Origin of the sequence: Bradyrhizobium sp. 613_E4_N2_2 (assembly GCF_052075995.1) — a bacterium.
Classification (GTDB): domain Bacteria; phylum Pseudomonadota; class Alphaproteobacteria; order Rhizobiales; family Xanthobacteraceae; genus Bradyrhizobium; species Bradyrhizobium barranii.
On sequence record NZ_CP197234.1, the window covers coordinates 2,699,191 to 2,721,897 of the forward strand.

Below are 22,707 nucleotides of genomic sequence, written 5' to 3' on the forward strand. Positions count from 1 at the left end.
GTCGCCTGCTTGCCAGGCTGGCGGGATGTCCGCAGCCGGACTCGCAATCACTCGGGACCGCGTTTGTGAACGGATTTATGCGTCCTTGCCATCGATGGTGGCGCGCCGGATCGTTCTATCGATGGTTTCGGACGATCGCTCCTGCATTCGCAGCGCGAAGCTGAAGATCATACCGCCCAACGGCAAGGACCGCGACTTCGTGGTGGATGGTCTGGGCTCGCGAGCTGTGATCAATTCGCTGCTGGCGTGCTTCGATGCGGCTCAGGGCCTGAAAGGTAAAAAGAAGGGCAGGGGGTAAATCCGGGGCGTTCTTCTGCATTTTTGCATCAGCAAGTCCCGGAACTCCCGCTTCTCAAGCAGCTTCCGACACGCCATTGTGCGGCCGCAACAATCGTCTCAAGGGGCAGTATCAATGTCGGACAAGGTCTCGCGTCGCCAGTTTACCAAGCTGGCGGGATTGTCCGCAGCCGGAATCGCAAATCCGCTGGAGGCCGCCGAGACCAAGCCGGCACCGGCGCCGCGGGGCGTGGACGGCTTTCCCGCGGGTTTTGTCTGGGGCGCGGCGACCTCGTCCTATCAGGTCGAGGGGGCGGTCGACGTCGACGGGCGGGGGGCTTCGATCTGGGACAAGTTCGTGCGCATCCCCGGCAAGATCGAGGACGGCACCACCGGCGATCGCGCCGTTGAGCATTATCGCCGCTACAAGGAAGACATCGCGCTCATCAAGGAGCTCGGCTGCAAGGCCTACCGCTTCTCGGTGGCATGGCCGCGGGTGTTTCCGGACGGCGACGGCAAGCCGAATCCGAAGGGGCTCGACTTCTACAATCGTCTCGTCGACGAGCTCCTCAGGAACGGCATCGAGCCGTGGCTGACGCTTTATCACTGGGACCTGCCGCAATCGCTCCAGGATCGCTTCGGCGGCTGGCGCTCGACCGAGACCTGCAAGATCTTTGGCGACTATGCGGGCTATGTCGCCGAGCGCCTGACCGATCGCGTCAAGAACGTGTTCACGCTGAACGAGAGCGGACGTTTCGTCCAGTTTGGCTATGGCCTCGGCATCGACGCGCCCGGCGTGACGCTGCCGCAAGCGGAGGTCAACCAGGTCAGGCATAACAGCGCGCTCGCGCATGGGCTCGCGGTGCAGGCGGTGCGGGCGCACGGCCGCCGCGGAACCAGGGTCGGGCCGGCCGAGAATATCGACGTCTGCGTTCCCGCAATCGATACGCCCGAGCATGTCCGTGCAGCCGAGATCGCGCTACGCGAGATGAATGCCGGCTATCTCAACGTCATCATGACGGGCCGGTATACCGACGCCTTCCTGAAATACGCCGGCGCCGATGCGCCGAAATACACCGACGCCGAGCTGAAGATCATCTCCTCGCCGGTCGACTTCCTCGGTCTCAACATCTACGCGCCGCAGAACTACGTGGTGCCCTCCGACCAGGGCGCGGGCTTCATGCCGCTGCCGATCCCGAAATCGTTCCCGCACATGAACTCGAACTGGCTCCGCGTCGCGCCGGAGACGATCTACTGGGTGCCGAAGCTGGCCGCAAAGATCTGGAAGACGGATGCGATCTACATCAGCGAGAACGGCACCTCCGGCGACGACGTGGTGACGCCCGACGGCAAGATCTACGACACCGACCGCATCATGTACCTGCGCAACTATCTCGCCCAGCTCCAGCGCGCGACCGCCGAGGGCGTGCCGGTGCGCGGCTACTTCCTCTGGAGCCTGCTGGACAATTTTGAATGGGTGTTCGGGCTCAACAAGCGTTTCGGGCTCTATCACGTCAATTTCGACACGCAGGTGCGCACGCCAAAGCTCAGCGCGACCTTCTACCGCAACGTGATCGCGAAGAACGCGGCGGGGGCGTAGCTTTCTCTCGCTCTCCCGGATTTTCCGCCGCGCGTAAAATCCGACCTCTTCCCGCAGGCGGGGCGAGGTGACGCAAGATCGCGCGGCCACGGCCGTTTAGCCTGACAGGCCAATCGCTTCACCGGTATCACCGCGCCCCATGCGGAACCCGCGCTTCTACTGTGCATGGGGTTGTTTTTCAGTTTTTTTGCAAGGAGGCCGCGCGGCACCGCACGTTGACTCCACTCTTCCCCTTATTCAGAAACGACATCAACACCCATAAACAATAGGACAACGCCAATGGCTGACGCGCTGATCATCGATGCCTGCCGGACCCCGCGGGGCGTCGGCAAGGCCGGCAAGGGAGCACTCTCGGGCATTCATCCGCAGCAACTCGGCGCGACCGTGCTGCGCGCGCTCGCCGATCGCACCGGCATCGACACCGCCGATGTCGACGACATCGTATGGGGCTGTAGCGCGCAGGTCGCGACCCAGAGTGGCGACCTCGGCCGCATGTCGGCGCTCGATGCCGGCTACGACGTGCGCGCCAGCGCGGTGACGCTCGACCGCTTCTGCGGAAGCGGCATTACCAGCGCCGCCATGGCGGCGGCCTCGATCATGTCGGGCACCGAAGACCTCGTCATCGCCGGCGGCTGCGAGATGATGTCGATGGAAGGACGCCGCGGCGGCGGTCCGATGATGATGGACTCCGGCAATCTGCGCCTGCGTGCGCGGCATCCGCAGTCGCATCAGGGCGTTTGCGCCGACGCGATCGCGACGCTGGAAGGCATCACGCGAAGCGACGTCGACGCGCTCGGTCTCGAAAGCCAGAAGCGCGCAGCGCAGGCGATTGCCGGCGGTCACTTCAAGAAGAGCCTCGTGCCCGTTCATCGCGAGGACGGCAGCCTCGCGCTCGACCATGAAGAGTATCCGCGGCCGCAGACCACGATGGAAGGGCTGAGCGCATTGAAGCCCGCATTCCCCGCGATCGCCGACTATGCACTCGACGACAAGGGCACGACCTATCGCGGCCTGATCCTGCAGAAATATCCGGACCTGAACATCGACTTCATGCATCACGCCGGCAATTCGTCCGGCGTCGTCGACGGTGCCGCCGCGATCCTGCTCGCATCGCCCGCTTATGCCAGCGCGCACGGCCTGAAGCCGCGCGCTCGCGTCGTCGCGATGGCCAACATGGGGGACTCGCCGACCCTGATGCTGAACGCGCCGGTGCCGGCCACGCGCAAGGTGCTGGCGAAGGCGGGGCTCTCCATCGACGACATCGACCTGTTCGAGATCAACGAGGCCTTTGCGGTGGTGGCGGAAAAGTACATCCGTGACCTCAAGCTCGACCGCGCCAAGGTCAACGTCAATGGCGGCTCGATCGCACTCGGCCATCCCATCGGCGCCACCGGCTCGATCCTGATCGGCACCGTGCTCGACGAGCTCGAACGGCGCGACCTGAAGCGCGGTCTCGTCACCATGTGCGCCGCCGGCGGCATGGCTCCTGCGGTCATCATCGAGCGCGTCTAGCCTTATTTTTCAGGGTGAATCGCGACCGGCCTTTCACAAAGAGGCCGGTCGTCGCTTGTCGAAAGCAGCGAATCAGCTTTAGCAAGGCGGCGTGCGGGCCTTTGAAACAAGGCAAAAACCGCTGCCGGAGGCTCCTTCCGCTCTGGAAGCCGCTGAAAAGCAGGGTTTTTTGCCTCAGAGGGCCAAAAAAGCCCGTAAAATCGCGACAAAACTGTGCAGAAGGCTCTGGGCCTTCAACGGTTGGTCTAATATGCAACCGGCAACGAATCAGAGGAGACACGATGCCAACCCAAATGTCCAAATCGCAGCTGATCGAAAAGATTGCGACCGCCACCGAGCTTTCCAAGCGCGACGTCAAGAGCGTCATGGAGACGCTGACCGACGTCGGTCACAAGGAGCTCAAGAAGAACGGCCTGTTCCTGGTGCCGGGCTTCGCCAAGTTCGTGGTCATCAAGAAGCCCGCGACCAAGGCGCGCAAGGGTACCAACCCGTTCACGGGTGAAGAGATGATGTTCAAGGCCAAGCCGGCCCGGAAGATCGTCCGCGCCCGCCCGGTCAAGGCCGCCAAGGACGCGGTGGGCTAACAACGCAAAGGCCCCCTCGGCTAGGAGGGGGCCTTTTGTTTGGGGCTGCCGCGAGGGCTTGAGACGGAGGGCTCAACCCTTGCGGCGCTTCACCCGGACCGGAACGGGCTGAAGCCGCGGCCCGGGTGCCGCCAGCGCATCGCGAACCCGGTCGATCGCACGATCGAGCAGCTGACGCAGCCGCTGCGTCCTCCGCGATTGCCTCGCTTTTTCCAGCAGTTTCTTCATCGTCTTCACTCCGCCGCTTCGACCTTGGCATCAGCCGGCTCGAGCGCTGCGGCGATGGCCTCGTCGACGCGCTCCAGCCAGATGAATTCGAGGTTGTCCCGCGCGCTCTTCGGGATGTCGTCGTAGTCCCGCTTGTTGCGCGCCGGCAGCATCACCCGCTTCAATCCGGCGGCGGCCGCAGCCACCACCTTCTCCTTGATGCCGCCGACCGGCAGCACCAGACCGCGCAGCGAGATCTCGCCGGTCATCGCGGTGTCGCTGCGCACCGTGCGATTGGTGAGCAGCGACGTCAACGCCGTAAACATCGCAACGCCCGCGCTCGGTCCGTCCTTCGGGGTTGCGCCCGCCGGCACGTGAACGTGGATGTCGCTCTTCTCGAACACCGACGGATCGATGCCGAGCTGCGAGGCCTTGCTCTTCACCAGCGTCATCGCAGCCTGCACGCTCTCGCGCATGACGTCGCCGAGCTGGCCGGTCAGGATCATGCCGCCCCGGCCGGGCACGCGCGAGGCCTCGATGAACAGGATGTCACCGCCGACCGGCGTCCAGGCAAGCCCGGTGGCGACGCCCGGAATGCTGGTGCGCTGCGCGATCTCGCCCTCGAAGCGCGGCTGGCCGAGCACGGTGGCGATGTCCTTCGGGCTCACCACGACCTTGGCAGCCGTGCCCTCGGCGATTTGCACCGCGGCATGGCGGAACACCTTGCCGATCTCGCGCTCGAGGTTGCGCACGCCGGCTTCGCGGGTGTAGCCCTTGACGACCAGCTTCAGCGCCTCCGGCTCGATCTCGGCCTGCTCGGCCGTCAGACCGTTGGCCTCGAGCTGACGCCGCACCAGGTAGCGGCGCGCGATCTCCAGCTTCTCCTCCTCGGTGTAGCCGGCGAGGCTGATCAGCTCCATACGATCCAGCAGCGGACCCGGAATCTGGTCCAGCATGTTGGCGGTCGCGATGAACACCACGCGCGACAGGTCGAACGGCACGGCCAGATAGTTGTCCCGGAACGTCCCGTTCTGCTCGGGGTCGAGCACCTCCAGCATGGCGGCGGAGGGATCGCCCTGCACGCCACGGCCCATCTTGTCGATCTCGTCCAGCATCATGACGCAGTTCCGCGTGCCAGCCTTCTTGATGCCCTGGATGATGTTGCCGGGCAGCGCGCCGATATAGGTGCGCCGGTGGCCGCGGATCTCGGCCTCGTCATGCACGCCGCCGAGGCTGACGCGCACGAACGGGCGATCCATCGCGCGTGCGATGGACTGGCCGAGCGAGGTCTTGCCGACGCCGGGCGGGCCGACGAAGCACAGGATCGGCGCCTTGCCATGCGGAGCGAGCTTGCGCACCGCCAGATATTCGATGATCCGGCCCTTGATCTTCTCCAGGCCGAAATGATCGGCATCCAGGATGCGACGCGCTTCCGTGATGTCGATCGGCTTCTCCGCGGGCAGCGCCCAGGGCAGCTCGATCAGCCAGTCCAGATAGGTGCGGACCATGCCGGACTCACCGGCAGCCTCGGGCATGCGCTCGTAGCGGCGCAGCTCCTTCTTGGCGTGCGCTTCCGCTTCCGGCGGCATGTTGGCCTTGGCGATGGCAGCCGTCAGCTCGGCGACCTCGGCCGCCTTGCCGTCGCCTTCGCCGAGCTGGCGCTGGATGGTCGCCATCTGCTCGCGCAGGATCGCCTCGCGCTGCCGCTCGTCGAAGGAGGCCTTGGTCTTCTGGCCGATCTCGTTGGAGATGCGCAGCACCTCCAGCCGCTCGGCCAGGTGCTTCGACACCTTCTCGACGCGCAAGGCGAGGTCGATGGTCTCCAGCACCTCCTGCTTGTCCTGCGGCTTGATGTCCATGAACGAGGTCGCCAGATCGGCCAGCGCGCCGGGCGCGGTGGTGCTCTGGAACATCGCGACCAGCTCGGGCGGCGCCTGCGGCAGCAGCTCGACCGCCTCGATGGCCTGGCGCTGCAGGTTCAGCGCGCGCGCCTCGATCTCGGGCGAGCTCGTGGTCGGCTCGGGGATCTGCTGGAAACGCGCGGCCAGGAACGGTGTTCCCGGCAGGAAGTCGAGGATGCGGGCGCGCTGCACGCCCTGGCAGACGATGTGATGCGTGCCGTCGGGCGCGGTGATGTAGCGCACGATGTTGGCAATGGTCGCGACCCGGTAGAGATCATCAGGCCCGGGCTCCTCGATCTCGGGGCTGCGCTGCAGGACGATGCCGACCGGCCGCTGCTCGCGCAGCGCCTGCTGCGCGGCGGCAATGGACTTCGCCCGGCCGATCGCGATCGGCGCGATGGCGCCGGGAAACAGCACCATCTCGCGCACCGGGATGACGATCAGCGCGTCTTCGGGGATTTTCACGTCGGGATTATTTTGGGAATTGGTTTGTGCGGTATTCATCTGTTCGGTGGCCATGATCGACCTCAGGATTTGGCGAGGCGCAGCGCGACGCAGCCGTCCATCACGAAGCGGCTGATGGCGTAGCGGCCAACGGGAAGCGCGATGCGCCGCTCGAAGCGGCCCTGCGGCAGCTCGAGCCGGTGGATGCGGGCGTTGCGAAGCTCCGGCGGCAGCGTGCGCTGGCCGGAGATGACGAGCACGCCGTCGAGGATCACCGTCTCGACATTATCGGGATTGACGCCGGGAAGCGCGACCAGGATCAAAAGCTCATGCTCGGTTTCGAGCACGTCGATCGGCGGCTCCCAGCAGGCTTCCTGGCGGCCGAACTGCTGCCGCAGCCGTTCGGCGCGGGTCAGCGAGTCCAGGGCTTCGGACAGCATCCAGTCGAGGGGATTTTTGGGTTGCATGGCAAAACTCGGGGAAGGCGCTGCGGTTGGAAAACGAGCATATGGGGACGGTTCCCCAAAATTCCAGCATTGCGCGTTTGGAGCATGCCTGGCCTCTCCAACCGGAAGAGGCCCTTGCAGTCGCACGCTTCGACGCCGCGGGGATATTCCGCGGCATCGAAGGCAACCGTTGGGCGCGTCGCGCCGATCAGGCCGCGGCGCGGTACTCCTCTTCCGCTTCGAGGTTGATGACCGAGGTCGCGAGCTCGGTCAGCGTGTGATCGGTCGCCTCTTCCTCGTCCAGCGTCTCCTGGAGCAGCCTTGCCGCGTCCGGCATGCCGAGCTCCTCGGCCCAGGTGCGCAGCGTGCCGTAGCGGGAGATCTCGTAGTGCTCGACGGCCTGAGCGGCTGCGAGCAGGCCGGCGTCGAGGGCAGGGGCGTTCTTGAAATCCTTCATGATCTCGGCGCCCTCGTCGGTGATGCCATTGATCGCTTCGCAGGGCTTGCCGCGGGCCGGCTTGCCCAGCATCTTGAAGATCTGATCGAGCCGTTTGACCTGGCCCTGTGTCTCGCGCAGATGCTTGTTGAAGGCGGCGGCAAGGTCCTTGGAATGCGCCGCCTTGGCCATCTTGGGTAGCGTCTTGATGATCTTGTTCTCGGCGAAATAGATGTCCTTCAGCGTCTCCAGGAACAGGTCGCTCAACATCTTCGGTGCCTGACGCGGACGGCGCGCCGCGGTCTTTTTCGCGTTCGCCCGTTTCTTTGCTCGTTTAGCCATAAATCCTCCTCTTGAGGCGACACGGGAAGGGCGATGCCCTCCTCAATCCTCGCGCGACCAAGACTCTGCGAGGGCAAATGTTCCTCGCGAAGGCCTCCTCCAGCGGTTATGGATTGCGGCTGCACCTCGCGTGAGACCCACCCGCATGCTCGACTTCGCCCTGTCCGCCTTCGTGACGCTGCTGCTGGTGGTCGATCCCGTCGGCCTTGCACCGGCCTTCCTGGCCGCGACCGGAGGCATGCCCGACAAGGTCAAGCGCACGATCGCGCTGCGCGCGCCGCTGATCGCGGCCTCGATCCTGGTGGTGATCTCGCTGGCCGGAAACTGGCTGCTGCGCCAACTCGGGATCGGCATCCCCGCCTTCCAGATCGCCGGCGGACTGCTGCTGTTCGGTGTCTCCTACCAGATGATCTTCGGCGACCGTCCGCATCGCGAGGCGCGCGAGGCCGACAAGGCGACCTCGGAGCATGCCTCCGACGTCGCGGTGTTTCCGCTGGCCATCCCGATGATGGCCGGTCCCGGCGCGATCGCGACCACGCTGCTGCTGACGGGCAATGCCGGCTATGGGGCCAAGCTCGCGATCATCATCGCGGTCGTCGTCTCCGTCTGCCTGCTCTGCATGCTGTGCTTCGTCTCCGCGAGCCTGATCGCGCGCACCCTCGGGCGCACCGGAAATGCCGTGCTCTCACGCGTGCTTGGCATGCTGCTCGCGGCCTATTCGGTGCAGTTCGTGATCAACGGAATTGCGGCCGTCCGGGCGAGCTTTTCGTAAACCTGCGACAATCTGCTAATATACTGATTTTACAACTGGTTTCTTGATGTAACGGTACAGCCGGCAAGGCAGCGGCCAATCCCGGCCGCTTTCTCTTGCGCTGCCACATTGCTTTGACGTACTCCCGGTCTAACAAACGCCCATCGCCAAAAAGTCGAGATGAAATCGGGATGTCGATGACAGCGGACGAACTCGCAAAGCGACAGGCCATAATCGACGCGTGCCGCCGCATGAACGCGCTCGGCATCAACCAGGGCACCTCGGGCAATATCAGCGTCCGGCATGTGGACGGGCTTCTGGTCACGCCGACCAGCGTGCCCTATGACGCCATGACGCCCGACCAGATCGTGTTCATGGCGATGGACGGTTCGCATGCCCCCGGTCAGAAGCCCTCCAGTGAGTGGCGCTTCCACCGCGACATCCTGAAATCGCGGCCCGACGTCAACGCCGTCGTCCACGCTCATCCCACCTATTGCACCATCCTGGCGATCATGGGCATGGAGATTCCGCCCGTGCACTACATGATCGCGGCCGCCGGCGGTGACAGTATCCGTTGCGCACCCTATGCCACCTTCGGAACGGCGGAGCTGTCCGAGCATGCGCTGCGGGCGCTGGAGAGCCGGCTCGCCTGTCTGCTCGACCATCACGGCATGATCACGGTCGGCAAGACGCTGGACAAGGCGATGTGGCTCGCCGTCGAGGTCGAGACGCTGGCGCGGCAGTATCACGGCTGCCTCCAGATCGGAAAACCGCCACTGCTGTCGAGTGCCGAGATCGAACGTGTCAGCCAGCGCATGGCCGGCTACGGCATGTCGGAAGGTTAGGGCGGGCAAAAAGGTGTTCGCGCGGATCAGACACATCGCCGATCGCAAGGGATCGAACCGCGTCATGGTTCGCCTGCGCGCGCTCTTGCGCAGCAACGAGTTCTACCTGATCCCGCTGGCGCTCGTGATCGGCACGCTTACCGGTGCCATCGTGACGCTGATGGCCGAGATAGCGCAGATTGCCCATATGGTGATCTACGGCATTCCCGTCGATGTTCGCCTATCCGCCCACGCCCGGGTCAGCCCCTGGGCGGCCCTGATCGCGCCCGCGCTCGGCGGACTGGCGCTCGGTATCATGGAGTGGTGGCGGCGGCGGCTGAAGATCTCCAACGCGGTCGACCCGATCGAGGCGAACGCGCTGCGCGGCGGCAATCTGTCGATGCGCGACAGCATGGTGGTGTCGAGCCAGACGCTGATCTCGAACGGCTGCGGCGCCTCGGTCGGCCTCGAGGCCGGCTACACCCAGATCGGCTCGGGGATCGCTTCACTGCTCGGCAAGTTCTTCAATCTGCGCCGCAACGATTTGCGCCTGATCGTCGGTTGCGGCGCCGCCGCTGCGATCGCAGCGGCGTTTGGCGCGCCGATCACCGGCGCGTTCTATGCCTGCGAGCTGATCGTCGGCGTCTATTCGGTCGGCAGCGCCGCGCCGATCCTGGCGGCCTCGCTTGCTGGCGCGCTGACCGCGCAATGGCTCGGCGGCGCGCCGTACTCTATCGAGATACCGAAGGTCAGCGCGGTCGGCGTCGAGCAATATCTGGCATTGATCGGGCTTGCGCTCATTACCAGCGGCGTCGGCATCGCCGTGATGCGGTCGTCTTCGATGTTCGAGCGCCTGTTTGTCTGGCTGCCGGTCTGGCTGCGCCCGGTGATCGGCGGCCTTATCGTCGGCAGCTTTGCCATCGTCACGCCGCAGGTGCTCGCGGCCGGCCACGGCGCCATGGTGCTGGATCTGTTTCACGACATGACGATCGGCCTGATCGCGATCATCATCGCCTTGAAGGTGACGGCCTGCCTGATCTCGCTCGCCTCGGGTTTCCGCGGCGGTCTGTTCTTTGCCTCGTTGTTCGTCGGCAGCCTGATCGGAAAGTTCTTCGCTGCGGTTCTTTTGCTCATCAGCCCGGAATTCGTGATCGACCCGCTGGTCGCGATGCTGACGGGTATGGCGACGCTCGGCGTCGCCATCGTTGGCGGCCCCTTGACCATGTCGTTCCTCGTGCTGGAAATGACTCGCAATGTCGACGTCACCGCCGTGGTGCTGGCCGGCTGCATCGTCACCTCGATCTGCGTCCGCTTCATGTTCGGCCATTCCTTCTCGACCTGGCGCCTGCATCTGCGCGGCGAGACCATCCGCAGCGCCAACGACGTCGGCTGGCTGCGCAACCTCACGGTCGAGCGGCTGATGCGCTCCGACGTCGGCAAGGTGCCATCGACCACGACGATCGCCGCCGTGCGCGGTGAATTCGCGCTGGGCTCGCGGCCCGGCATCGTCATCGTCAACAATGCCGACGAATATGTCGGCCTCGTCCTGCTGCCCGACCTGTTCTCCAGCGATCTCGACAGCATCGCCGACGACATCCAGGTGATCGAGCTCGCCCGCCTGACCGAGATCGTGCTGATCCCGGAAATGAACGTGAAGTCGGCGATGGCCGTGTTCGACGAGGCGGAAGCCGAGATGCTGGCGGTGGTCGATTCCACCGACAGCCGCAAGGTGGTCGGCTTCCTCACCGAGACGTTTGCCCGCCGCCGCTATGTCGAGGAGATCGACAAGGCAACGCGCGGCGTGCTCGGGGCGCTGTCGTAGGATCACTCCCGCAGGCGCAATCATGGAAGCGGGACGGCGTGCTTCGTGTGCCGCCGTCCGCGCCGGCTATCGGCCTGGTTGAGATGGGGAAGCGACGACGCACGCCACGATCCGTCGGACCAGTGGCAGCACCATCAGCAGCGTGGGAAAGGCGACGAGCCATGACAGCGCCCAGGCGCCCGGCCAGGTCGCGAGGAACGCCGGCGTCGCGCCGAGGCTCCGGAGCGTCGAAATGACCGACACCACGGCCGTCATGAGGATGGACAGCACAAATGGCATCACGATCGGCGCATAGCGCGCCGGCAGTTTGCGAACCGCAATCATCTGATTTCTCTTGAGGAAAAGGACGCGTCAGTCACGTTGAACCTGCGAAAATGCATCGATCCCGACGGCGTCGGTTGATGCGTTGGTTCACGTGAAACGCTTACGGCGACCGAAAAACGGCGCGGCTGTTCATTATCCGCTCAGGTTGAGTGGTTCAAGCTGGATCTGGTCGTTCGGTTTACAATCGTTCGAAGCGTGGCAGATTGCCGCGATCACGAAACTTTTCAATGGTTTGCACGTTGTGGATCGTTTCATATTTTGACTTTGAGCGAGAGCAAAGGACGGTGAGATGAGCGATAGGCCCGTAAATTCCAGGTTTGGCTGCAACACCGCGCTGGCTGCGTTTGCGAGTCTGGCTCTGGCGACAGCTTCCGTCTCGCCCTCGTCTGCGGCGCCGGCCGGTTCGCCGTCCGTCAGCGCGGACTCTGCGACATCGGGCAGATCAGCAGCGACCGATTTCAGCGCCGCCCGCCGCCACCGCTACTATCGCCGCGGTCCAAATGCGGCAGGGCTTGCCTTCATGGGCGTGGCGGCAGGTCTGATCGGAGGCGCGATCGCAGAGAGCCGACGCCAAGAGTACTACGAGAATCGCTATTATGACGGCCCGGGTCCTTACTATGGCGGTCAGGGATATTATGGCGGCGGTCCCTATTACGGTCCGCGTGGCTACTATCAGCCTTATTAGGCGCCTGTTCTCGCCGTAGCCCGGATTGCACGGAGCGTGTCATCGTGCGGCGGCTTCGCGCCGACCCGTTGGCTCCGTCCGGGCTACGCGTCTCTGTGTTGCCCGACGGGCAAAACACCCGGCGGGCTGTCAACCCGCGCGCTATGAGACGAGCTAGCGATATTGAACGGCATGCTCGGGCTGTCGGAACAAGTTAGTTCGGTGTAGGATGGTGTCGCGAAGGAGAATTCACCCACGTATGGGATGAATGAGCCGCGCCATGGAAGACGCGCCATGGAAGAGAAATCTCCTCAAATGAGATTGGCACAGCCGCGGGGGACTGTGCTGACGAATATGGCCGTCGCAGCGTTGATAATTGCTGCGCTCTATTTCGGTCGTGAAATTTTTGTTCCCTTCGCGTTAGCAGTTCTCCTGAGTTTCGTTATGGCGCCCTTCGTGATGCGCTTACGTTCCTGGCGAATTCCGCGCACGATTTCTGTGCTGGTGGTCGTCTTCATCGGATTCTCGATCATATTTAGTCTGGGCGGCCTTATGGTTTCGCAGGCGACCCGGCTCGCCACCAAGCTGCCAGGCTATCAACAAACATTGAGTGACAAGATCGAAAGCCTGCGCGGCTTAATGGGCGGCGGCTCTGGAACATTGGAGCAGGCGTCGACAGTTCTGAAAGAATTGAAGACAGAGTTGCAGAATCGAGATGGGGCCGGTCGACCTACTGACGGCGAACTCACCAGACAGCCCTCAGACAAGCCGATACCCATACCCGTTGAGGTAAGGCAACCCGATCCTGGTGCTCTGTCGACGTTTGGCGCAATCATCCAGCCACTGATTTCACCTTTAACGACGACAGGGATCGTCGTGATCTTTGTTGTCTTTGTCCTGCTGCAACGGGAAGATCTGAGGAATCGGCTTGTCCGACTGGCCGGATCCGCGGATATTCAACGCACGACTGCGGCCCTGGACGACGCCGGTAAGCGTCTGAGCAAGCTCTTTCTGACCCAGATCGCGTTCAATGGCGTGTTCGGTCTTGCAATAGGCTTAGGTCTTGAATTCATCGGTGTCCCCTCGGCTCCGCTATGGGGTCTGATCGCGATGATTATGCGATTTGTACCGTATATCGGTGCATTGATATCTGCGGTATTCCCTCTCATTCTCGCGGCGGCGGTGGGCACGGGCTGGCAGATGCTGATACTTACGGCGGCATTGTTCGTCGTGCTTGAGTTGCTCGCAGGACAGGTCCTCGAACCCTTGATTTTTGGGCATAGCTCGGGTCTTTCCCCGATTGCAATTATCCTGTCAGCGTCATTCTGGACGTGGCTTTGGGGGCCGGTCGGACTGGTGTTGGCCACGCCCTTAACAATTTGTCTCGTCGTCCTTGGGCGGCATGTCGATCGCCTCAAATTTCTTGACGTTATGCTTGGCGACCGACCACCGCTGACGCCGCCGCAACTGGCTTATCAACGAATGCTGGCGGGAGATCCCATTGAAGCGGTGGAACAGGCACATGAATACCTGAATGACTCGTCGCTTGAGAATTATTATGACGACATCCTCTTGAAAGGCCTGAGACTCGCGGAGGCCGACCGTCAATTGGGTCACCTCGATCAGGACCGATTAAATCGGGTAGTCTCAACGGTGGAAGAATTGGTCGCTGAGCTGGGGGCACACCATGACGTGGAAGCAACAGGACCCAGTTCCCCGGATCTAAGCTCAAGCCCCGGAGCTGCCATTACATTCGAGCGAGCAGGCTCCGAGCACGCTTTGATTCCGGAGCCGTCGACCTCGTCTATTTCGGTCGTTTGCATCCCTGGTGCCGGGCGACTCGATGAGGCGACGGCGCTTGTGCTGGCGCAGCTTCTGCGGTACCGCGGGATTCAGGCAATTGCGGAAAAGGCTGATGCTTCCTCAATGTCGAAATTGCTTTCGCTCGAATTGGCCAACACCGCGCTTGTATGTGTCTGCTATCTGAGTCAGCCGTCCACCGCCAAGATTCAGCACGTCGTTCGAGGGCTCAGTAAAAGGATTGGCGCAACCCGTATCCTGTTCGCTTTGCTGGGAACGGGAGCCGCAGAAACGGTGGGAAACGCTTCCAACGCGTTGGTAGCAAGCGGGTCGTTCGGTGCAGCCTTGGAAGCAGTCGTTCACGTGACCTCCGCGCAACCTGATGCGTCGGATCAGGCGAAGGCAGCTGCTCCGGCGTAAAAACGAATCTTTTGCTCCTCTGGATTGCCGGGCGTCGCAGAGCGACCATCCGCATCGGTCACCGGGTCTTGTGGAGAGCAAAAGGATGGGCGGGGACCGCGCGACGGTGACCCTTGCGAATATTTGCCATCGCGCATTCCCGATTTTATTTAATACGAACCGGTAGACAAACGGCGGGCGCGATGTGGCGAATGCCGTAATCCGAGGACTGTAAGTGCAGCCCGTTTTGGCGCAAACCGCACAGGGCCGGACCCAAAAGCTTCAGCAGGGACAATAGCGATCATTGCGACACGCGCGTGGAATGTCCACTCACGCCTCACAAGCAAAACTTTCAGTTTGCACGGCCGCCATGACCCTTTGACCTAGGTCAATACTCTCAACGTGGGTTTACCTTGGAAGTAGCAACTATCGGAGCGACCGCACTCTTCGCCTGTATCTTCTGCGTAACGCCGATATCGCTCGTATGTCGCGCAAGGGAAACGTGTGGTTGTCTGTGGCAAGCAGCCTGAGCTAATCACGCAAGGAGGAGCTGTACATGGGTATCCTTGACGAGTTACTGGGCGGTGGGCAACGCCAGAAAGAGTATCGGGATTTCGTTGATCGATACGAACAAGGAAATCCGTCGGAGGGTTATTCCGATCAAGAGGTTCTCAAACGGTATGGTGATGTGTCACACGCCGTGCCGTCTGACCAGTACGCGCAGGCAGCGATAGAAGCGTTGGGCAAGCTTTCGCCGGAAGAACGGGCGGCGTTCGTGAAGATGCTGCAGGAGCGAGCCGCCGCGCGCGGCGTGGCGCTACCGGGACAAGTGGCCCCCGAACCGAAGGAACTGGGCGAGGTGCTCACCGATCTGCATGGGAGGCCCGGTCAGCTCCGGGATATCCTCGCCAGTGGCGATGCCCAGCCTCACGAGCAAGCCCAATCGTCGAACCCGATCATCGACATACTTGCGTCCCCGCAGGCAAAGGCCGTGCTCGCGGGGATCGCGGCCATGGTGGTCAAGCGTGTCATGCAGGGTTCATCCCGAACCGCGTAGCGCATGCGTGAGGCCCGCAGCCAAAGTCCGGTTGGGGTCATTCGGTTGACCTACCGGCAAGTCCGGGCAAGGTTCGCTACGCCGCCAAAAAAGCGGAAGCGAGTTATCCTGTCGCGACGCAACAGGAATGAACACGATGACCGAGAGCGACGGCCCGCCCATCGCCAAAGGTTCTGCGACTGTCAGCGCGTCGGCCATTGGTGCGTCTGCAGCACTCGCTGTCATCGCCCGGCTTGACCGGGCGATCTAGCATTCCAGAGACGGCTGTGATTGAGCCGAGAGGCCGCGGCGTACTGGATTCCCCGCTTTCGCGGGGAATGACAGTGACAATTGGCGGACGACGCCGATGCCTCACTTCCGTCATTGCGAGCGCAGCGCTCTTGCGGTGCGGCTGCAGAGCCGGGGCCCATGTCTCCGCGTTCTACTCTCCGCATTGTACCGTGTCGCTTTCTGGGTCCCGGCTCTGCGCAGCAACGCTTGCGCGTTGCAGCGCGTCCGGGACACGAGAGACGTCGCAGCAACCGCGTTCTACGCCCGCATCACCGCCCCGCCGGTGCCGACGGCGCGCCGTTGGCGTAGCGCTGCCAGTCGGGTGTGGTCGGCTGCGACGGCCAGAACGCGTTGGAGTCGCGGACCGACTGGGTGATCGGGGCGGGGTGTGCCTTGCTTCTGTGGTGGCGGTCGCTCGCGGCGGCGGTCTGGATGGTGGCGGCGGCGATCAGGGTGACGCCGAGAATGGCAAAGGTCTTTCGCATCGTTGTTTCTCCGGTGGCGGCGATTCAGGCTGTGAGAAAAATGTTGCCTGTGTTCGCGGTCGTGGCTGACATGGCGATGTGTCCTGCCGGATATCAGCCGGGCCGGTTTCACGATCCGAAGCGCGGCCATCAACGTTGGGGCGAGCAAATTTTCTAGCCCCGGCTAAATATTCGGCAATCGTGCCCGCAGCTCCGGTGGACTTGCCCCTGGCAATCCGGTTCAATGAGGCGAATTGAGTTCTCAGGCGACAACGATGTCGAAATATCTCCTGGTCCTTCTCCTGATCGCGTCGCCGGCGGCCGCGCAGGTTAAGCTCACGCCAAAGACCTCGGCAGCGCATCCAGACCCCTGCGCCCCGATCGGGCGGACCGCGGACGGCAAGCTGGTCTACTCCATGAAATGCGAGAATCTGCCGGCGCCGCCTCCACCTCCGCCACAGGCGGAACTGAAGGAGGCGCCCCCTTCGGCCGCGCCCGCCGCCGAGCCCGAGCCAGAGGTGCGTCGGAGCGGTATTTTCGGCTGGTCCTACGACCGCAGATGACGGGCCGCGCCACTTGCGCGAAGCCCGATGGAATGCTCTTTGCTTGAAAATTCCCCGTGGGCCTTTGGCCCCCGATCCAGAGAGATGAGATGAGCAAACTCGTTATCCGCGCCGGCGACTTCACCTTCGATGCCCGCTTCGAGGAGCAACTGGCGCCCAAGACCGTCGCTGCGTTCCGCAAGGCGCTGCCGTTCGAAAGCCACATCATCCATGTGCGCTGGAGCGGCGAGGGCGTCTGGATGCCGCTCGGCGATCTCGATTTCGGCGTCGGCTACGAGAACCACACCAGCTATCCCGCGCCGGGTCAGATCATCCTCTATCCCGGCGGCATCAGCGAAACCGAGATCCTGCTCGCCTATGGCGGCGTGCACTTCGCCAGCAAAATGGGCCAGCTCGCCGGCAACCATTTCATCACGCTGACCTCGGGCCTGGAGAATCTCGCGACCCTCGGCAAGAGCGTGCTGTGGAAGGGCGCCCTGCCGATCCGCTTCGAGGAAGTCTGAGTGACGGATACTCGCTACCCGCGCGATCTCCACGGTTACGGCCGCAACCCGCCGCGTCCGCAATGGCCTGACAACGCGCGGGTCGCGGTGCAGTTCGTCGTCAACTTCGAGGAAGGCGGCGAGAACAACATCTTGCACGGCGATCGCGCCTCCGAAGCGTTTCTGTCCGACGTCCTCGGTGCGCAGCCCTGGCCGGGCCAGCGTCACGCCAATATCGAGTCGATGTTCGAGTATGGTTCGCGCGCCGGCTTCTGGCGGCTGTGGCGGATGTTCAACGAGCGGAAGTGGCCGACCACCGTGTTCGGCGTTGCCACCGCGCTGAAGCGGAATCCGGAGATTGTCGCGGCGATGAAGGAGTCAGGCTGGGACATCGCAAGCCACAGCCTGAAATGGATCGAGCACAAGGACATGACCGAGGCGCAGGAGCGCGCCGAGATCGCCGAGTCCATTCGCGTCCACACCGAGGCGACGGGCTCGCGGCCGCTCGGCTGGTACACCGGGCGCTCCTCGATCAACACCAACCGCCTCCTGATGGAGGAGGGCGGCTTCCTCTATCTCTGCGACTCCTATGCCGACGATCTGCCCTACTGGGTCAAGGGCGCGAACGGCAAGCAGCTCATCATTCCCTATACGCTTGACGCCAACGACATGCGCTTCATCAACCCGCAGGGGTTTGCCGAAGGCGAGCAGTTCTTCACCTATCTGAGGGACGCCTTCGACGTGCTCTATGCCGAGGGCGAGACCGCGCCGAAGATGATGTCGGTGGGGCTACATTGCCGTCTTGCCGGCCGGCCCGGCCGCGCCGCGGGACTGATCCGCTTCCTCGACTATATCGGCAAGCACGATCGCGTCTGGGTGCCGACGCGGCTCCAGATCGCGCAGCACTGGCACGACAAGCATGCGCATCTTGCCGCCGACGCATTCGAGATCGGGTGAGGACGATGGCGCAAATCTCGCTCGCCGATCTCAATGCTGCTGATAAGGCCGGCTTTGTCGCGGTCCTTGCCAACGTCGTCGAATATTCGCCCTGGATTGCGGAGAAACTTGCCGGGCAGCGGCCGTTCGCCGGTATCAACCAGTTGCACTCAGCGCTGATGGCAGCGATCCAGAGCGCCGAGCCCGACGTGCAGCTCGCGCTGATCCGGGCGCATCCCGATCTCGCCAACAAGACCCAGCGTGCAGCGGGGCTCACTGCAGAATCGACAGACGAGCAGAACAGCGCCGGCCTCGACCGTCTCTCAGATGCAGAATACGCCGCGTTCGAGCGCGTCAACAACGCCTATCGCGACAAGTTCGGCTTCCCCTATATCGTCTGCGTGCGCCGTCACACCAGGGATTCCGTGCTGCGCGACTTCGAGACGCGGTTGCGCAATATCGCCAAGACCGAGACGCGGCGCGCGATCGAGGAGATCGGTCGTATCTCCGCGCTGCGGCTCGATCAGCTCGTCGTCGCCGACGACAAGCTGAAAGTGCATGGCCGGCTCTCAACTCATGTGCTGGACAATCACGCCGGAAAGCCTGCAGCCGGCATCCCGGTGGAGCTCGTCGAGCTCGCGAGCCTCGGTGAGAGCCGCGTCATCGCGCGCGCCGTGACCAATGCCGATGGCCGCACCGACCAGCCGCTGATCGGCGGCCGTCCGCTGCCGATCGGCCGCTACGAGCTCAAATTCAGCGTTGCCAAATATTACGCCGAGCGCAACGTGCCGCTGTCAGACCCGCCGTTCCTCGACGAGATCCCGCTGCGCTTTGCCATCAGCGAGCCGGAAAGCCACTACCACGTGCCACTGCTGGTCACGCCGTGGAGCTACTCAACCTATCGCGGCAGTTAATTCCCAAACTTCTCGTGCAGCGCCGGAAACAGCCGGTCCGGCTTGAACGGCGGCGCGGTGAAGCGGATGCCGGTGGCATCCGCGATCGCATTGCCGAGCGCGGCGGTGACCGGATTGTACGGGCTCTCGCTCATCGATTTGGCGCCCAGCGGCCCGATCGTGTCGGACGTCTCGGCAAAGAAGACCTCCGTGCGCGGAACGTCTGCGAAGGAGGGCAGGTGGTAGTCGCGGAATTTCGGGTTGGTGACGCGGCCGGTCGCGTCGATCACCATCTCCTCGTAGAGCGCCGCCCCGATCGCCTGCGCGACGCCGCCCTCGACCTGGCCGCGGCACTGCATGGGATTGGCGACGACGCCGGCGTCCGCCGCCTGCACGCTCCTGAGAATCTTGATCTCGCCGGTGCCCTTGTTCACGGCGATTCGAAAGCCCTGGACGTTGAAGCCGACCGAGCGCGGCGTCCCCTCGGAATTGCCGGTGCCTGCGAACGGCTGCCCGCGTTCGCGCGCAAGCTTCGCGAGTTCTGCAAAGGACATGCGCCGGACGCCGCTGACGACGGCTTCGTCGTCGAGCGTGCAGCTCGCGGCGTCGCACAGCCAAGCTCCGGCGGCCACTGCCATCAGTTCGGTCGCAAGCTGCATCGCGGCCGCATGCGTTGCCTTGCCCGCAACGAAGGTGCCCGCACTGCCATAGGCGCCGGTGTCGTGGCCGCCATGGGCGGTGTCGGACTGGCGCAGGCGGATGCGGTCGACGGTGGTTGCGAGCGTCGTCGCCGCGATCTGCCGGTGCACGGTGCTGGTGCCGTTACCGAACTCGGCGGTGCCGACGGTGAGGTCGAAGCCGCCGTCGTCGTTGAGCGCGATCATCGCATCAGCGAGATGGCCGGCCGGCGGCACCGTGTCGATCATGGTCAGCGCGACGCCGTCGCCGATCAGCCACTCCGGCGTCAGGTCCGGCTGCAGTCCGTCGGCCTGCATGGCGCGTTCGACTAGGTCGAGGCACTGGTCGAGCCCGTAGGAGCCATAGAGCACGTCGTGAAATTCGGACGGCGGCGGCGACAGCATGGGATCGCCTGGTTTGACGACGTTGCGCCGGCGCATGTCGTAGGGGCTGATGCCGAGCTGCCGTGCCAATTCGTCGATCGCGGCTTCGATCGCGATCTGCGTTTGGGGCAGGCCGTAGCCACGAAACGCGCCCGATGGCACCGTGTTGGTGTAGACGGCGAAGCCATCGACCTTCTTGTTCGGACAGTTGTAGACCGCGATGGACTCGGACAGCGAGTGGAACATCACGGGGCCGGCATGATTGCCGTAGGCGCCGGTGTTGGAGAGCACCTCGAGCTGGAGCGCGGTGAGCCGGCCGTCGGCATCGGCGCCGGCCTTGATGTGGACCCGCATCGGATGCCGCGTCGAGGTCGCGATGAACTGCTCCTCGCGGGTCAGCTCCAGCTTGACCGGTCGTCCGGTCTTGAGCGTCGCGAGCGCCAGAATGTCCTCGACGAACATCTCCTGCTTGCCGCCAAAGCCGCCGCCGACGCGTTCGCAGAACACGCGGACTTTGTCCAAGGGAAGCCCAAAGATGTCCGACAGCGCGCGGCGGGTCAGGAACGGCACCTGCGTGGAGGTGCGGACATTGAGCACGCCGGAAGCATCGAGCCAGGCGAGGCCGCCATGGGTCTCCAGCGCCGCGTGCTGCACGCGGTGGCTGTGGAAGGTCGCCTCATAGGTGACGGCAGACGTGGCGAGTGCCGCCGCCGCGTCGCCGTATTCGCCATGGGTCTCCGCCGCGAGGTTACGCTGGGGATCGGCGATACGATTCGCGGTGGTGCGGTCAGGATGAATGACAGGTGCACCCGTTACCATCGCCTGCTCCGGGTCGATCAGCGCAGGCAGGATTTCGTAATCGACCTTCAGCCGCCGGCACGCCTCCTCGGCGGCGGCCTCGCTCTCGGCGACGACGGCGGCGACCTTCTGGCCGATGAAGCGGACGACGTCATCGAGGATGCGGGTATCCTCCGGATCCATCCAGTCCTTCTCATGCCGCGCGGTCGAGATCAGGACCGAAGGTGCATCCTCATGCGTCAGGACCGCGTGCACGCCGGGCACGCGTAGCGCGTCCGACTTGTCGATCGCGACGATTTTCGCGTGGGCGTGCGGCGAGCGCAGCAGCTTGATGTGCAGCAGGCCGTCGATCTGGGTGTCGAAGGTGTAGCGCGCCTTGCCGCGCACGACGTCGGGGCCCGCAGGCGCCGGCAGGCTGCGGCCGAAGGCGGCGCCGGGCTCGACGCTCTCCTCGACATTGGTCTTGCAGAGCAGCGCGTCCTCGATCGAGCGATAGCCGGTGCAGCGGCAGATATTGCCCTTCAGTGCCGATCCGAGATCAGTGCGCTGCGCCTGGTTCAGCGAGGCGCAGGTCAGGATCATGCCGGCGGTGCAGAAGCCGCATTGGAAGCCCTGCGCATCGAGGAAGGCCTGCTGCATCGGATGCGCGCCGTGGTCGCCACCGAGGCCCTCGATCGTGGTGACGGCGCGCCCCTCGGCGCGGAACGCCGGGATCAGGCAGCTGTGCACTGGCTCGCCGTCGAGCAGCACGGTGCAGGCGCCGCAATCGCCGGCATCGCAACCCTTCTTCACGCCGAAATGGCCGAGCTCGCGCAGGAACGTGCGCAGGCACTGGCCGGCGCGCGGCTCTTGCGGGAACGTCTTGCCGTTGACCTCGAAACTCATGACGGCGTCGCTCCCAGGAGCTCGCCGCGAATCTCCTCGGCGAGCCTTAGCGTCATATGCTTGCGCCAGATCGGCTTGCCGTGGATGTCGGTGTGGTACAGATCATCCGGGATCTGCTGCGCGATCGCGTCGCGAAGCGCGCCCGCGTCCGGGGCCTTGCGAAAGGACAGCTGGATCGGTCGCACCGTCGATGCGGTCACCGACAGCGTTAGCGTGCCATCGCTGTCCAGGCTGCCGATCAGAAGCGCCGCAGAGCGGCCGACCGGGGCCAGCGAGATCTGGCGAAAGGCCGTGCGGCGCTTCAGCGCGGCAATCGGGATATCGATCTGCCGGATCAGGTCGCCCGGCGTCAGGCGGTTGCGCTGGTTGCCAATGACGAAGTCGACGACGGGTATCTTCTCTTCACCGCCGCCGGCCTTCCAGATGGTGCAGACGCCGTCCAGCGCTGATGTGAGCGAGATCATCGGTCCCGCCGGCAGCGACATGCAGAGATTGCCGCCGACCGTCGCGGTCTTCCAGATCTTGAATGAAGCAAGGAAAGCCCGGCAGCACTGGCCGATCAGCGGGGCTGCGAGCCAGTCGGGCGGGCAGGCGAAACCTTCGAGCTGCGTGATGGTGCAGGTGGCGGAGATGGTGAGATGGGTGTCGGTGATCGTCAGCGCCGGCCATTTCAGGTCAGTGAGGTCGATCAGCCGCTTCAGGTGGACCTGGGGCTCCGAGAACAGCCAGGTGCCGCCCGCGAGCCAAGCATCACCCGCCGACCAGGCGGGCAGTTGTGCGCGCGTTTGCGGATGGGCCACCGTCGTGATGGTATTCAAATCCATGGCTGCGCCAAAGCTTTTCGCCCGTGAATCGTACAGATGAGTCTTGCAAGACCGGAGCCAAGTCGCAACAAGCAAGTCGTAGCACGAAGGTGATCGGGCCGGCGGCCGCCTTGCCGGCCTTGTCATCAGCGGATGTGAGGAG

General features: G+C 63.9%; 23 protein-coding genes. 15 read left to right on the forward strand and 8 right to left on the reverse strand.

Going from position 1 to position 22,707, the window contains the following annotated elements; all coding sequences use genetic code 11:
- Window positions 1-25 precede the first annotated feature (25 nt).
- From AB7290_RS12735 to AB7290_RS12750, 4 genes are all read left to right on the forward strand, one after another.
- Window positions 26-298, forward strand: coding sequence for a hypothetical protein (locus AB7290_RS12735; protein ID WP_439037013.1), 273 nt, complete (start codon window positions 26-28; stop codon window positions 296-298).
- Between the two features lie 114 nt (window positions 299-412).
- Window positions 413-1,876 (forward strand): GH1 family beta-glucosidase, encoded by a 1,464-nt coding sequence (locus AB7290_RS12740; RefSeq protein WP_441253452.1) that lies wholly within the window; start codon window positions 413-415, stop codon window positions 1,874-1,876.
- A gap of 279 nt (window positions 1,877-2,155) precedes the next feature.
- Complete coding sequence (locus AB7290_RS12745; RefSeq protein ID WP_439037011.1) at window positions 2,156-3,388, forward strand: acetyl-CoA C-acetyltransferase; 1,233 nt, start codon at window positions 2,156-2,158, stop codon at window positions 3,386-3,388.
- A 281-nt stretch (window positions 3,389-3,669) separates the two neighbouring features.
- Window positions 3,670-3,972 (forward strand): HU family DNA-binding protein, encoded by a 303-nt coding sequence (locus tag AB7290_RS12750; RefSeq protein ID WP_014493658.1) that lies wholly within the window; start codon window positions 3,670-3,672, stop codon window positions 3,970-3,972.
- Window positions 3,973-4,044: 72 nt separating this feature from the next.
- Here the strand turns inward: AB7290_RS12750 and AB7290_RS12755 are convergent, their stop codons facing one another.
- From AB7290_RS12755 to AB7290_RS12770, 4 genes are all read right to left on the reverse strand, one after another.
- On the reverse strand, window positions 4,045-4,200 hold the full coding sequence (locus tag AB7290_RS12755; RefSeq protein ID WP_166343169.1) for a hypothetical protein: 156 nt from the start codon (window positions 4,198-4,200) through the stop codon (window positions 4,045-4,047).
- A 5-nt stretch (window positions 4,201-4,205) separates the two neighbouring features.
- A complete protein-coding gene (lon, locus tag AB7290_RS12760; RefSeq protein ID WP_439037010.1) occupies window positions 4,206-6,599 on the reverse strand; it encodes an endopeptidase La in 2,394 nt (797 codons plus the stop codon).
- 8 nt (window positions 6,600-6,607) lie between these two features.
- Window positions 6,608-6,991, reverse strand: a complete 384-nt coding sequence (locus tag AB7290_RS12765; protein WP_014493661.1) for an Hsp20/alpha crystallin family protein — start codon at window positions 6,989-6,991, stop codon at window positions 6,608-6,610.
- A gap of 187 nt (window positions 6,992-7,178) precedes the next feature.
- Window positions 7,179-7,748, reverse strand: coding sequence for a YciE/YciF ferroxidase family protein (locus AB7290_RS12770; RefSeq protein ID WP_014493662.1), 570 nt, complete (start codon window positions 7,746-7,748; stop codon window positions 7,179-7,181).
- Window positions 7,749-7,893: 145 nt separating this feature from the next.
- Between AB7290_RS12770 and AB7290_RS12775 the strand changes: the two genes are divergently transcribed.
- The 3 genes from AB7290_RS12775 (at window position 7,894) to AB7290_RS12785 (ending at window position 11,145) form a co-directional block, all read left to right on the forward strand.
- On the forward strand, window positions 7,894-8,520 hold the full coding sequence (locus AB7290_RS12775) for a MarC family protein (RefSeq protein WP_071911716.1): 627 nt from the start codon (window positions 7,894-7,896) through the stop codon (window positions 8,518-8,520).
- A gap of 170 nt (window positions 8,521-8,690) precedes the next feature.
- Window positions 8,691-9,344: an L-fuculose-phosphate aldolase gene (locus tag AB7290_RS12780; protein WP_439037009.1), complete on the forward strand. Its 654-nt coding sequence runs from the start codon at window positions 8,691-8,693 to the stop codon at window positions 9,342-9,344.
- Window positions 9,345-9,357: 13 nt separating this feature from the next.
- Window positions 9,358-11,145 (forward strand): chloride channel protein, encoded by a 1,788-nt coding sequence (locus tag AB7290_RS12785; RefSeq protein ID WP_135215162.1) that lies wholly within the window; start codon window positions 9,358-9,360, stop codon window positions 11,143-11,145.
- Between the two features lie 66 nt (window positions 11,146-11,211).
- Here AB7290_RS12785 and AB7290_RS12790 read toward each other — a convergent pair whose 3' ends face one another.
- A complete protein-coding gene (locus tag AB7290_RS12790) occupies window positions 11,212-11,469 on the reverse strand; it encodes a DUF2798 domain-containing protein (protein ID WP_014493668.1) in 258 nt (85 codons plus the stop codon).
- 289 nt (window positions 11,470-11,758) lie between these two features.
- Here AB7290_RS12790 and AB7290_RS12795 point away from each other — a divergent pair, with 289 nt between their 5' ends.
- The 3 genes from AB7290_RS12795 (at window position 11,759) to AB7290_RS12805 (ending at window position 15,389) form a co-directional block, all read left to right on the forward strand.
- On the forward strand, window positions 11,759-12,154 hold the full coding sequence (locus AB7290_RS12795; protein ID WP_441253453.1) for a hypothetical protein: 396 nt from the start codon (window positions 11,759-11,761) through the stop codon (window positions 12,152-12,154).
- A 273-nt stretch (window positions 12,155-12,427) separates the two neighbouring features.
- Entirely contained in the window at window positions 12,428-14,353 is a 1,926-nt protein-coding gene (locus AB7290_RS12800; protein WP_441253454.1) for an AI-2E family transporter, read from the forward strand.
- 535 nt (window positions 14,354-14,888) lie between these two features.
- Entirely contained in the window at window positions 14,889-15,389 is a 501-nt protein-coding gene (locus AB7290_RS12805) for a hypothetical protein (protein ID WP_441253455.1), read from the forward strand.
- Between the two features lie 539 nt (window positions 15,390-15,928).
- Here the strand turns inward: AB7290_RS12805 and AB7290_RS12810 are convergent.
- The gene (locus tag AB7290_RS12810; protein ID WP_441253456.1) at window positions 15,929-16,144 is read right to left on the reverse strand and encodes a hypothetical protein; all 216 of its coding nucleotides are present in this window, start codon (window positions 16,142-16,144) and stop codon (window positions 15,929-15,931) included.
- Here AB7290_RS12810 and AB7290_RS12815 point away from each other — a divergent pair.
- The 5 genes from AB7290_RS12815 to uraD all read left to right on the forward strand — a co-directional run bounded on the left by AB7290_RS12815 (window position 16,125) and on the right by uraD (window position 19,018).
- Entirely contained in the window at window positions 16,125-16,301 is a 177-nt protein-coding gene (locus AB7290_RS12815; protein ID WP_441253457.1) for a hypothetical protein, read from the forward strand. The two genes, AB7290_RS12810 and AB7290_RS12815, sit on opposite strands and share 20 nt — an antisense overlap.
- A 97-nt stretch (window positions 16,302-16,398) precedes the next feature.
- On the forward strand, window positions 16,399-16,686 hold the full coding sequence (locus tag AB7290_RS12820) for a hypothetical protein (protein WP_038934641.1): 288 nt from the start codon (window positions 16,399-16,401) through the stop codon (window positions 16,684-16,686).
- A gap of 89 nt (window positions 16,687-16,775) precedes the next feature.
- A complete protein-coding gene (locus tag AB7290_RS12825) occupies window positions 16,776-17,189 on the forward strand; it encodes a DUF3830 family protein (RefSeq protein WP_014493672.1) in 414 nt (137 codons plus the stop codon).
- The gene (puuE, locus tag AB7290_RS12830) at window positions 17,190-18,125 is read left to right on the forward strand and encodes an allantoinase PuuE (RefSeq protein ID WP_441253458.1); all 936 of its coding nucleotides are present in this window, start codon (window positions 17,190-17,192) and stop codon (window positions 18,123-18,125) included.
- Between the two features lie 5 nt (window positions 18,126-18,130).
- Window positions 18,131-19,018, forward strand: a complete 888-nt coding sequence (gene uraD / locus AB7290_RS12835; RefSeq protein ID WP_441253459.1) for a 2-oxo-4-hydroxy-4-carboxy-5-ureidoimidazoline decarboxylase — start codon at window positions 18,131-18,133, stop codon at window positions 19,016-19,018.
- Here the strand turns inward: uraD and AB7290_RS12840 are convergent.
- Both AB7290_RS12840 and AB7290_RS12845 read right to left on the reverse strand, forming a co-directional pair.
- The gene (locus AB7290_RS12840; RefSeq protein ID WP_441253460.1) at window positions 19,015-21,741 is read right to left on the reverse strand and encodes a molybdopterin-dependent oxidoreductase; all 2,727 of its coding nucleotides are present in this window, start codon (window positions 21,739-21,741) and stop codon (window positions 19,015-19,017) included. The genes uraD and AB7290_RS12840 overlap by 4 nt on opposite strands.
- Entirely contained in the window at window positions 21,738-22,565 is an 828-nt protein-coding gene (locus AB7290_RS12845; protein WP_441253461.1) for an FAD binding domain-containing protein, read from the reverse strand. Before AB7290_RS12845 ends, AB7290_RS12840 begins: the two co-directional genes overlap by 4 nt.
- Between the last annotated feature and the right edge of the window lie 142 nt (window positions 22,566-22,707).

What these genes read in the sequence shown, in the direction of transcription:
- AB7290_RS12735 (WP_439037013.1), top strand. Translation starts at nt 26, where the DNA reads ATGTCCGCAGCCGGACTCGCAATCACTCGGGACCGCGTTTGTGAACGG.
- AB7290_RS12740 (WP_441253452.1), top strand. Translation starts at nt 413, where the DNA reads ATGTCGGACAAGGTCTCGCGTCGCCAGTTTACCAAGCTGGCGGGATTG.
- AB7290_RS12745 (WP_439037011.1), top strand. Translation starts at nt 2,156, where the DNA reads ATGGCTGACGCGCTGATCATCGATGCCTGCCGGACCCCGCGGGGCGTC.
- AB7290_RS12750 (WP_014493658.1), top strand. Translation starts at nt 3,670, where the DNA reads ATGCCAACCCAAATGTCCAAATCGCAGCTGATCGAAAAGATTGCGACC.
- AB7290_RS12755 (WP_166343169.1), bottom strand. Translation starts at nt 4,200, where the DNA reads ATGAAGAAACTGCTGGAAAAAGCGAGGCAATCGCGGAGGACGCAGCGG.
- lon (WP_439037010.1), bottom strand. Translation starts at nt 6,599, where the DNA reads ATGGCCACCGAACAGATGAATACCGCACAAACCAATTCCCAAAATAAT.
- AB7290_RS12765 (WP_014493661.1), bottom strand. Translation starts at nt 6,991, where the DNA reads ATGCAACCCAAAAATCCCCTCGACTGGATGCTGTCCGAAGCCCTGGAC.
- AB7290_RS12770 (WP_014493662.1), bottom strand. Translation starts at nt 7,748, where the DNA reads ATGGCTAAACGAGCAAAGAAACGGGCGAACGCGAAAAAGACCGCGGCG.
- AB7290_RS12775 (WP_071911716.1), top strand. Translation starts at nt 7,894, where the DNA reads ATGCTCGACTTCGCCCTGTCCGCCTTCGTGACGCTGCTGCTGGTGGTC.
- AB7290_RS12780 (WP_439037009.1), top strand. Translation starts at nt 8,691, where the DNA reads ATGTCGATGACAGCGGACGAACTCGCAAAGCGACAGGCCATAATCGAC.
- AB7290_RS12790 (WP_014493668.1), bottom strand. Translation starts at nt 11,469, where the DNA reads ATGATTGCGGTTCGCAAACTGCCGGCGCGCTATGCGCCGATCGTGATG.
- AB7290_RS12795 (WP_441253453.1), top strand. Translation starts at nt 11,759, where the DNA reads ATGAGCGATAGGCCCGTAAATTCCAGGTTTGGCTGCAACACCGCGCTG.
- AB7290_RS12800 (WP_441253454.1), top strand. Translation starts at nt 12,428, where the DNA reads ATGGAAGAGAAATCTCCTCAAATGAGATTGGCACAGCCGCGGGGGACT.
- AB7290_RS12805 (WP_441253455.1), top strand. Translation starts at nt 14,889, where the DNA reads ATGGGTATCCTTGACGAGTTACTGGGCGGTGGGCAACGCCAGAAAGAG.
- AB7290_RS12815 (WP_441253457.1), top strand. Translation starts at nt 16,125, where the DNA reads ATGGCAAAGGTCTTTCGCATCGTTGTTTCTCCGGTGGCGGCGATTCAG.
- AB7290_RS12810 (WP_441253456.1), bottom strand. Translation starts at nt 16,144, where the DNA reads ATGCGAAAGACCTTTGCCATTCTCGGCGTCACCCTGATCGCCGCCGCC.
- AB7290_RS12820 (WP_038934641.1), top strand. Translation starts at nt 16,399, where the DNA reads ATGTCGAAATATCTCCTGGTCCTTCTCCTGATCGCGTCGCCGGCGGCC.
- AB7290_RS12825 (WP_014493672.1), top strand. Translation starts at nt 16,776, where the DNA reads ATGAGCAAACTCGTTATCCGCGCCGGCGACTTCACCTTCGATGCCCGC.
- uraD (WP_441253459.1), top strand. Translation starts at nt 18,131, where the DNA reads ATGGCGCAAATCTCGCTCGCCGATCTCAATGCTGCTGATAAGGCCGGC.
- AB7290_RS12840 (WP_441253460.1), bottom strand. Translation starts at nt 21,741, where the DNA reads ATGAGTTTCGAGGTCAACGGCAAGACGTTCCCGCAAGAGCCGCGCGCC.
- AB7290_RS12845 (WP_441253461.1), bottom strand. Translation starts at nt 22,565, where the DNA reads ATGGATTTGAATACCATCACGACGGTGGCCCATCCGCAAACGCGCGCA.